The sequence below is a fragment of the Bacillus sp. CGMCC 1.60114 genome (assembly GCF_042676365.1).
Classification (GTDB): Bacteria; Bacillota; Bacilli; order Bacillales; family Bacillaceae_G; genus Bacillus_A; species Bacillus_A rhizoplanae_A.
In genome coordinates this window covers 1-6,459 of sequence record NZ_JBHTHG010000076.1, presented here as the reverse complement: position 1 = coordinate 6,459, position 6,459 = coordinate 1, and the positions used below count along the sequence as shown (strand labels likewise).

Sequence of the window (6,459 nt, the reverse complement as noted above, 5' to 3'; positions counted from 1 at the left end):
GAAAAGAATTCATTGATAAACTGTTTGGCATTGCAGCATAATCCGTAAGTTAATAGGAAATTCATGTCCTATGTTTTTTTGAAATCATCTTTGCACCAGAACCAAAAAGGGCAACTTGTTTTACTGGATAAGTTTGTCCAAAATCAAGTGAATTTCATCCATCAACTATTTGGAATTGCTGCTTAAGACTAGATTCCACTAGGAAACTTTTTGCCTCTCTATATCTTTCCTAAGTATTTGCACCAGAACCCCTATTTTTACACGTATCTCGGCTGAACCCCAAGCAGTTAGTAATATTACTTTTATATTTTCGGAATTATCAGAACTATATTTATAAAAAGATGAATATTGATTTTATTTCCATTAAATTCTATAATTCTCTTAATATTTCCAGTTTTAGAAATATAAGTTAAATAAGTGGAGGTGAAGTATAAATTTATTTAATTTGATTCAGAGTAACATCAGTTTTTTTTGATTTGACAATGTTAATTGAATTATTGGTACTACAAATTTATCGAAGAGGTGTAGAAATGAAAACAATTGAAAGCCGTCCTCAAGCAATTCAAGGTAACAGTTCTTATTCAGTGACAGAGTATTCTGGATTACCAATTCAACTTACTAACACTAAACAATTATGGTCAGTTAGTAATGAACCAGCATTTACTAAGACTAATCCTCTTGCATATTTTCCAAGTGAATTATCAAGCATGGATAAGGAGCTTCAATCAAGTTTTAAACAGCTTTCATCTCTATTTAAAAATTTACCTATGGATCCATATTTACAAAATGGAGCAACCTTTAGATATCGTCGTTTTGGAACCTTTAAATTAGATTCACATAATACATGCAATGAACCTGAGCTTCTTCCACATAGACCATTTTTTCAAAGTTCTAAGATTAATAATTATGCAGGTGATATTCAACGTGTTTTTGAACCTCTTGAACAGGAAATGATTGATAATCTTTATTTAAAAACATTCATAAAGAATCTTTTTAATATGATACCAACCCATGAACGTTTAAAATCTCGTTTTTGGGAGGTCGAAGTACATCCAATTCGTATTATAGGAAGTGCAGAAGAAGAAGGACATGGCGCACCTGAAGGCGTACATACTGATGGACATTCTTTTGCTTCAATTTTATTAGTAAATCGCGAGAATGTAAGTGGTGCAGATTCAATATTTGCTGACATGGATAAGGTGATTTTTTGGCAAAATCCTCTACTTAATTCTGGTGATACTGTATTATGGGATGATGCTCATTGTTTACATGATGTTACCCCAATTACTCCAACTGATATGACTAAGATAGCAATTAGAGATGTTATTAGTACATCTTGGAACCCTTTAAATAAATAAAAAAATAGTTGTAATATAAAATCATGACGATTAAAAAGAACCGCAATATACTAATGGCGGTTCTTTTGCTTGGCTGTACCTTCTATTTTATGTAAAATAAATCCATATAATATATAGAAAAAAAGCTATATATATCAAAAAGTAAAGAGGGGAAAAAATGTCACGTAAATTATACTTTGCACTCATTATGTTAAGTCTTATTTGGGGAGGATCTTTCTATTTTTTCAAGATTTTAGTTGCAGATTTTAATCCTTTGGTAGTAGCATTTTTACGATCAACTTTTGGAGCTATAACACTTATTGTACTTATACCACTTTTCCGCAAATCTTTTAAAGGGAAAATTCCATTTATACCTTTAATTTCTGTAGGAATACTAAATACTGTAATTCCATGGACACTTATTTGTTTTAGCGAACAAAAAATGACTAGTAATTTAGCTTCTGTTTTAAATGCAACCCAACCTTTATGGACAATGATTTTAGGAATTTTATTTTTTGGTATACGTTCTAATCGCAATCAACTTATAGGTTTATTTATTGGATTCATAGGTATTTTAATTCTCTCGGACTTACATCTGTCTAATGTTTTTTCAGTAAATTCTTTAAATTTCTTCGCTATGTTGACAGCAACTTTTTGCTATGGTTTAGCAACCCATATAACAAAGCGTTATCTTAAAGAAATATCCATGTTCCAAATTTCTTTAGGTACATTATTAGTCGGTAGCATATGTAGTGGTGTCATAGTTCTATTTTTAGAAGAACCAATTCAAATTTTAACTAAAATATCATGGCATCATATAGGCGCATTAATTGGAATAGGTACATTTGGATCAGGTATAGCCTATTTACTTTACTTTTACTTAATTCAAAAAGGGAGCCCAAACTTCGCTTCCATATCTACATACTTAGTGCCAGTATCAGCTATTTTCTGGGGATATATTCTTTTAAATGAAAATATAAGTTGGAAATTAATCATTGGATTAACCTTTATATTAATGGGGGTCTATATAACTAATCGTAAAATGAAATTAAATATTCCTGTTAAAAGTGTACAAAAAGAGTCTCAACTTTAAATTTGAAGTGTACTCCAAATCTTACCCTTTTTCATGAACACGATTGTTGCTAGAAAACATTGATATTATTGGGTTTTTACCCTTTGTCCATAAACATAAGATTTCCTGAACAAATATGTCGAAATGCATAAAATCTCTGAAATGATATGATGGCCCTTATCAATTAAGGAGAGCTCTTTTATTGAAATGATAAATCAGAATTTGCAAATATTTATTTTAAATAAAAGGAGAGAACTAGCATGGTACGTATGACGAATGCAGAAAAATTAAATTTGGAGCAAAAGGTTATGATAGAACAAAAAAACAATACAAGCAAATAAAATCGTTAATCAGTTTTATCAAAAATATCAAATGATAGTTGGTTTTTTAGGTTAATGGGCACCGAAGACACCGATAAAAATGCGAATCTCGTAAACTAAGAAAAATTTTAAAAAATCTATTGTATGCTAAAGGACGGGCTCTTTATATTGGAACTTTAGTATTAAGTGTACCTAATCCCATATTGGAAAATCAAAGATACTTTAACAAGTACTTATTATCTAAGTTTTGAGTATAAGAAAGGTTGATTGAATGCATTTTGACTTTGAAACGTCCTTGGTAATTATTTTAATTGTCACTGGCTTTGTAGCTGCATTTATAGATTCTGTTGTAGGAGGAGGAGGTTTGATTACATTACCTACGTTGTTATTTCTAGGGCTAAATCCGGCAGCAGCCGTTGCCACAAATAAGTTAGCTAGCTCAATTGGCTCGTTAACGAGCACCGTTATGTTTTACCGTTCTGGTAAAATTGATTTAACATCAGTGTATAAATTATTTCCACTTGTATTTGTCGGTTCAATGCTGGGGTCCTGGACTGTTCATTTGACGAATCCTGAGGTGCTTAAACCATTGATGTTAACCATGCTGGCAGTTGTTGCAATTTATACGATTTTAAAAAAAGAATGGGGCAATACTTCTACCTATAAAAAATTATCTACTTACCATTTCATTATTTTTACTATCTTGATTTTTTTTATTGGTTTCTACGATGGATTTTTAGGTCCTGGAACAGGTTCATTTTTAATGTTTGCTTTTTTAATGATTGGATTTGATTTCTTAAAGGCAGCAGGGAGCGCAAAATTTTTAAACTTTGGTAGCAATATTGCTAGTTTGTTATTGTTCATGTATTTAGGACAAGTCAATTATATTTATGGACTACTAATGGGTTTTTCACAAATTGCCGGTGCAATTTGTGGTTCAAGATTTGCGATTAAGAAGGGACATGGATATATTCGTGTACTATTCATTGTAGTAACTGTCCTACTTTTAGCAAAAAATATGTATGATTATATACACTAAAATTTATTTTTGATTAATATAAACTCAAAGTGAGTTTAGTTTTAGAAAAAGGTTTATCGATAAAATATAAGCATAATATATTTTTCGAAAATGAAAGATTTGATTTTTATACATAATGTAAAAAACAAATCTTTATTCATATCATTTTTAAAACCTATTTTTAATTGTTTTGGAATTTTTATCAAGATAAACTTTTGAATGTTTATTTTTTAAAGTAATCGTCAAGTAACTCCAGAATATCTATTAAATAAAGGGCGATTTTAGGGTTATTTTTTGTTTACTTCACTTTCTTCAGTACTTTGCAAATTCTTTTAATATATTATACCCCTATGGTTTTTTTAAAGGAAATATTACATATAATTACCATTTTTTTATTTTAGGTAATTATATATATTACTAAAATTCTTTATTTTTAATCAGACAGAGGTGATTATGTATTGTTTACATGCAAAAAACATATTTTAAATGGAATTGAAAGTTTAAACACGCCACACGTATGTAAGACTGATAAGATAGTGAAATGTTACTTTTGTAAAAATCAATCAGAGTATGAATGTTATTATTTTGATTATAACTTCTTAGATGGGGTAGCAACACATCGCCATCAAGCTAAGCTCATACAACGTCAATTATAGTAGAGGTTGTTTCTTTTTTCGGTTTTGGTGTAAAAATAATTCGCTAGAACCATAGAATAGTAATATCCTATTAACCTTGAGGTTAAGCAGCTAACTTAAATAACTTATAAATGACTTCAACCTCATTTTGGGCATAGTTCACCCTTTGGTGAAGTTGCCCTTTTTTTATGGTTCTGGTGCAAATACTTCAGAAGAGATATAGAGAGGCGAAAAGTTTCCTAGTAGAATCTATTTTATGCTGGAAGGCCGAATAGTTGATGAATGAGGTCCACTTGATTTCGGACAGACTTCTCCCCTTGGAGAGTTTGTCCTTTTTTCATCATATGCATCGCCTCTATACCACTCAGTATGTAAGTGGCAGTACAAAATGATTTCAATCCTAATATAGAACGAACACGTTTCTTGATAAAACGATGATCTTGTTCTACTACGTTATTCAAGTACCTTTGTTGTCTAAGTCGCATACCACCAGGTATGCTTTTTTCTTTTTTCAACTGTTCAATTGCTATAGGATAAGCTGGATTTTTATCGACTGTTATAACACGAGGTTTTGAAACATGAAAAGACTGCAAGGCCTTCTTGAAAAAGCGCTTTGCAGTCTTTTGGTTTCTTGCTTTGCTTAGGTAAAAATCCATGGTACTTCCTTTCGAATCGACAGCACGATACAGGTACATCCATTGGCTGTTTACTTTGATATATGTTTCATCGACTCTCCAGGAGTCATTGGTTTGTTTGAGATGACGACGGACTCTTTTGTCTAATTCAGGACCATACTGATGCATCAGAATTGAAAGAAAATATAATTGTATTTAAATGTACAATTTGTCCAAAATGGTGTTATTAATGGGGTATCGCCACACATCCATCAACTTAAGAATTTTCACTGCCCCTAAGTACAAAAAAACGTTATTCTTTCTAAACAATCTAAGAAAAAAGAAACCTTTCTTAGATTGTTTAGAAAGGTCGCTTTTTTCTTATTCCTTCTTTTCCGGAAATGTACATATATGGTAACCCCTATCAGGGATTTTTTAGTTAAAAACAACTAACTTGCGATAAATAAAAAGGAAAATGACTGATAAAGAATCCCTTTCTTTTTGCATTAAAAAATGGCGTATACATTTACAGTAAATGCTCCAACTACATTTTTAGGATTCGCAATATACAATGATCTTGCTGATACTATACTTGTTCTCTTACCACTTAATACATCGTGAAAAACAACGGGATCTGTACCATCAGATACATGGTTCATAACATTAAAGAGAACAATATTTGGATCTCCCATACCCTCAGTGTCAACTTCCCACTTTAAATATTGTGTACCTGAAGGAAGGCTCTCAGTACTAAAGTTCCCACTTGAGCGGTTTTCGTCTCCATTTAAGAAAGTGTGTAGTCCAAATAATATCTTTGCTACTAATTGTGGTGCATTTGTTTCCATATTACAGTCTCCCTGTTTAATATATTTTAGCTAGGTTACTACTGGAACCTAACTAAAATATATAACGAATAGAAACAAATAGGTATTGAGAAAATGTAATTTTTTGGGTTTTCGTTAAAACATAGTTTAGGAGTATGGCTACATCTCCATCAAGCTAACAAAACAAAATACCTTCTAAAATGAAAAGATTAAAACTCACATAGAGTTCTTTAATCGAAAAGGAATAAACCGATGCAATTTTTTTGTAAACGGTATAACTTTCTCTAAAACGGTACCTCCTTTTATAAACAGTACGATTTTATTTCAAAGGTACAATTTGTTTTCATAATTCACATAAATTTCAAAATTACAATCTTTAAATGTTAATATTTGTTATATAATAAAATTATTAAGACAGTTCTCCTTAAGTTAGTATGTCTGATGAGATTGTTTATGTAGCTCTATGATTTACCCTACCCTAAAAAGAACTTGTAGTGATTTCTACAAGTTCTTTTTGTATTTCTGATTAAAAATGGATACGATAGTATGTAATTCTGTGACGTGTTTGATAGGCATGGGGGAGCAACACAATCCATTGAATTTTCACCTCTCTAATTTTTGATTCTTTCTTCATACTGT

Annotated in this window: 4 protein-coding genes and 2 pseudogenes; 4 read left to right on the top strand and 2 right to left on the bottom strand. The window is 30.9% G+C overall.

Annotated elements, in window-relative coordinates; all coding sequences use genetic code 11:
- Positions 1-99 precede the first annotated feature (99 nt).
- From ACFQZ1_RS11700 to ACFQZ1_RS11685, 4 genes and pseudogenes are all read left to right on the top strand, one after another.
- Positions 100-186 (top strand): annotated as a pseudogene (locus ACFQZ1_RS11700) (IS6 family transposase); the annotation flags it as partial.
- A gap of 344 nt (positions 187-530) precedes the next feature.
- Positions 531-1,358, top strand: coding sequence for a 2OG-Fe dioxygenase family protein (locus ACFQZ1_RS11695; RefSeq protein ID WP_377882349.1), 828 nt, complete (start codon positions 531-533; stop codon positions 1,356-1,358).
- A gap of 157 nt (positions 1,359-1,515) precedes the next feature.
- Positions 1,516-2,430: a DMT family transporter gene (locus ACFQZ1_RS11690; RefSeq protein ID WP_377882348.1), complete on the top strand. Its 915-nt coding sequence runs from the start codon at positions 1,516-1,518 to the stop codon at positions 2,428-2,430.
- Positions 2,431-3,000: 570 nt separating this feature from the next.
- The gene (locus ACFQZ1_RS11685) at positions 3,001-3,768 is read left to right on the top strand and encodes a TSUP family transporter (RefSeq protein WP_377882347.1); all 768 of its coding nucleotides are present in this window, start codon (positions 3,001-3,003) and stop codon (positions 3,766-3,768) included.
- Positions 3,769-4,636: 868 nt separating this feature from the next.
- On the opposite strand, the pseudogene ACFQZ1_RS11680 reads toward ACFQZ1_RS11685, so the two are convergent.
- Positions 4,637-5,185: pseudogene (locus ACFQZ1_RS11680) on the bottom strand (IS6 family transposase); the annotation flags it as partial.
- Positions 5,186-5,502: 317 nt separating this feature from the next.
- Positions 5,503-5,841: a DeoR family transcriptional regulator gene (locus tag ACFQZ1_RS11675; RefSeq protein ID WP_377882346.1), complete on the bottom strand. Its 339-nt coding sequence runs from the start codon at positions 5,839-5,841 to the stop codon at positions 5,503-5,505.
- Positions 5,842-6,459: the final 618 nt, after the last annotated feature.